Genomic DNA, 3,427 nt, shown 5'->3' with positions numbered 1-3,427 from the left:
GGGTGAAGAATATCGGTGTGGCGATGAAATACGGCAGGAAGGCCTGGCGCTCGTTGCGATAGAGACCCGGAGCCACGAAGGCGTAGATCTGCGTGGCTATGACCGGGAAGGCCAGGAACCCGGCGCCGAACACGCTGAGCTTGATGTTGGTGAACACTTGCTCGAGGAAGTGCGTCGCGATCAGGTTGGCGTTCTCGACCCCCACAACCGAGACGTAGGGGTGCAGAAGAACGTTGTAGATGTGCCGCGAGATGAAAAAGCACCCAAAGAACATCACCGCGAACGCCGCCAGCGATTTGATGAGCCGTGACCGCAGTTCGATGAGATGCTCAAGGATCGGAGTCCGCGAGGCTTCGATCTCGGCTTCGTCGGTCTCATTGATCATCGGCCGGACTGAAGCTCGGGCTTGGCTGACGTTTCGGTATGAGGTCGTTCGACAGAAACCGGGACAGCAAGCGGATCGATGCTCGAGGTGTCGGCCTCAGGCAATTCCGGTGCGGGGTCCGATGGAGATGCCGGCGGTGACCCTATTGGGGCAGGCTGGGGCGGCGCGGGGATGGTGTTCTCCCGCTCGGCCAGCTGGTCGGCGACGTTAGCAAGGCCCTGAGTCGGCGAGGGGGTGGTCCTCGTCTCGATCCGGCCGTCGACGGCGCCCTTCAGATCGTCGCGGATGATCTGCACGGGGTTGAAGGTCGGCCCCATCGTACTCGTCGAACGCTTGACTCCGTCCACCTCGCGACGGATCTCGTCGAACTCCGCCTCGCGGATCGCTTCGTTGAACTGCGACTGAAACTCGCTGGCCATCCGGCGCATCTTGCGGGTGATCTGGCCGACCGTACGCAGGGCCTTCGGCAGATCCTTCGGACCGATGACGATGAGCGCGACGCCGCCGATCAGCATCACCTCGCTCCAACTCATGTCCAACATGGTATGACGGTCCTGTGAGCGGCTGCAGCACCTCAATTTTGCTTAGCCGGTCAAACGACCTTGCGGTTGGCCGATACCGTGTTGGCCGCGGTCGGCTCACCCTGGTGAGGAAGCGTGCGCGTTGGCTCTCCCGAGCTCGGCGGCGGTACGGCGGTGCTGGTCGATACCTCGTCCTCGGCCATTCCCTTTTTAAAGGCTTTCATGCCCTTTGCGACGTCGCCCATTAGGTCCGAGATCTTGCCGCGACCAAACAGCAGCATCACGATGCCGGCGACGATGATCCAGTGCCAGATACTCATGCTGCCCATGGTAACCTCCCGCGCCGCAGCCCGAACGCTGCGTGGCGCCGTCTCGTGTGTCGACAAAAAGACCTTAGAGGCTGAGCGCCGAAGGACCTAATCGCTACTTTGGACCGCGGCGATTCAAGGCTTCCACGTCGCCAAGGCCGCCGCTCAATCCAGCTACAGCCTCAAACCCGATGTGTTTGGTTGTCGGCCTGCAGAATCACGCCTACCACAGAGTTTTTTCGTCGCTACGTAGGATGTTGTCGACCTGCCGGTTCTTACCGCCTGTTTGAGGCTTGATTTCAAACAAGATTGTTGACAGCGTTGGCGGCGATGAGATTGGCGAGCGCCAGGACGTGGCCTTCGGCATCAACCAGCGCCACGCCCTCTCGGTGAGCCTGTCGGACCATTGCGCCCGACCAGTTTCTTGGCTCCGTCGTAGCCTCACGGTCCGCGCACCCCGATGTACGTGATGCTCTGCGTATCAATGATCGCCAGCCGCGGCGTAGAATGCCGTCCGCCATGGCGGCGCTGGCGGCGGGCCAGAGGCTGCATCAGGGCTTCGAACAGTTCCTGCTCGATCCAGCGCCGGAACCAGCCATAGACCGTGCGCCAGGACGGAAAGCCTGCTGGCAGCATCCTTCACGCGCCACCCATCGGTAGGTGCCAGGCAAACCCCGCCAGCACCTGGCGCGGGGGCGTCGCAGCCGGACTGCCCGGTGGATCGAACCGCTCCAAGAAGCGGGCCACCTCGTCCAAGCCCGTTTGCGCAGCGACATCCTTCGGTCGCGTGACGCGTCCGATGCCGGTCCGTCCACATCTGCTCTCCATCCCGCCCTGCCAGGCGATATCGATGCTTGCATACGGGACAGATCGGGATGGCCGGTAGAGGGTCTCAAAAGCCTTCAGGCATGACGCTCGTAAGGTTCGACTGAGCCGCTGTCAGGAGATGAGCCTCCTGTATCTTGGACGCGCGCGAAGTCCTCTGCGAGCGGTCGGATTTGATCTATGGCTTGCCGCGTAAGTTCGCTATCGGAGCGACCATCCATTGAGACGGTGACAAATCCTTTGAGGCGGCCGGTGCTCGTCAAAAGCGTGAAGTTGAACCTGCCGGCGCGACCGCGCCGAACGAGATAATGCGGCTTTGTCATAGTTGCCTGCGCAATACGCTGTCCCGGGGCGATACGACGGGGGCTTCGCTGCGGTTTCAGCTTAGCCATAAATTGTGCGGCAACATATGCTCCGTTCACGAGGTGCGTAGCACCATGACCTATCGACAATATAGTCGCTAGAAATTGAGACGCAGAACCGGTTAGTCCGGTCCACTGTTAGGTGAGCCTTTCCCGGTCAGATGCAGGCCGTGCCCGGGCGAGGAGCCGACCGCGTTAATTTCGACCCTGCTGTCTTTCGGCTGAAACTTCCGTCGGCCTTGTGCCGTAGGGGTGCTCAAACGGGGTATGGAATCGGCGTGGAGCCCGAATTCTAACAGTCGTGTTCGCCTGCCATTTGTGTATCGGTGTATCTGCCCATTCGCTGATTTTTGCCGCAACGGCTCTCCGTTGCAATACGTTAAATTGATACAGCCGCCCGGGATATATTCCGTCGCGGCTAATTGTATTAATCAAACTCGTTTCCACGGGCCCGTTGACGTCGAGGTCGGCGCATAAACTCGAAGTTGCTAGTTATTTGATTATCTTCTAATTTTTTTAAAGAGAACAACGGGTTCGGTAAAAACTACGGAACAATCTGTTCGCGGCTTCTCGCTCCGTTTTATAGCTAAGCTGCCGCATAACTGTCAATAATAACCTATTTTATGACCTGGAAATATTGCATTTTCAGCTTGCCATGACAGTCATAGCTCGTTAGTGACCGGCTAATAACCTCTCATTAACCCTCCGTCCCTGGCCTCCGATGAGGAACTGAGACCATGCAGGGTCATGTTGACGCCCGGACCAAAGCCGCCGCCTCCGCGCGGCCCCATAGGATCGAGATGACCGAAGTCGCCGAGCCCCTATCCGGGCAGATGAGCGAGGCGGTGGTGAAGGCGATGCTGCCGGAGGTGCCATTCGTGGCCCGGGGGCTGCGGCTGGACTGGGCGGCCAAGCGCGGGCTCGATATCGGCGTGGCGGCGACTGCCTTGTTCCTGCTGCTGCCGTTGATGCTGCTGATCGCGGTGCTGGTCTGGGCCGGCGACCGCAAAGCGCCGATCTTCCGCC

Annotated in this window: 4 protein-coding genes and 1 pseudogene; 1 reads left to right on the top strand and 4 read right to left on the bottom strand. The window is 59.9% G+C overall.

What is annotated here, in order from left to right:
- From FV242_RS33260 to FV242_RS33245, 4 genes are all read right to left on the bottom strand, one after another.
- A partial coding sequence (locus tag FV242_RS33260) for a twin-arginine translocase subunit TatC (RefSeq protein WP_147941925.1) occupies positions 1-385 on the bottom strand: 385 nt, incomplete at its 3' end.
- Positions 382-927: a Sec-independent protein translocase protein TatB gene (gene tatB, locus FV242_RS33255; RefSeq protein ID WP_147941924.1), complete on the bottom strand. Its 546-nt coding sequence runs from the start codon at positions 925-927 to the stop codon at positions 382-384. The genes tatB and FV242_RS33260, both read right to left, overlap by 4 nt.
- Positions 928-977: 50 nt before the next feature.
- Positions 978-1,235 carry a twin-arginine translocase TatA/TatE family subunit gene (locus tag FV242_RS33250; protein ID WP_147941923.1) on the bottom strand — a complete coding sequence of 86 codons (258 nt, stop codon included), beginning with the start codon at positions 1,233-1,235 and terminating at the stop codon, positions 978-980.
- A 420-nt stretch (positions 1,236-1,655) separates the two neighbouring features.
- Positions 1,656-1,850: a transposase gene (locus FV242_RS33245; RefSeq protein ID WP_147941922.1), complete on the bottom strand. Its 195-nt coding sequence runs from the start codon at positions 1,848-1,850 to the stop codon at positions 1,656-1,658.
- A 1,351-nt stretch (positions 1,851-3,201) separates the two neighbouring features.
- Between FV242_RS33245 and FV242_RS33240 the strand changes: the two are divergent.
- Positions 3,202-3,427, top strand: a pseudogene (locus FV242_RS33240) (sugar transferase); the annotation flags it as partial.

This window comes from Methylobacterium sp. WL64, assembly GCF_008039945.1.
In the GTDB taxonomy this organism is placed as follows: Bacteria; Pseudomonadota; Alphaproteobacteria; order Rhizobiales; family Beijerinckiaceae; genus Methylobacterium.
This window is presented reverse-complemented; position numbering and strand designations above follow the sequence as displayed.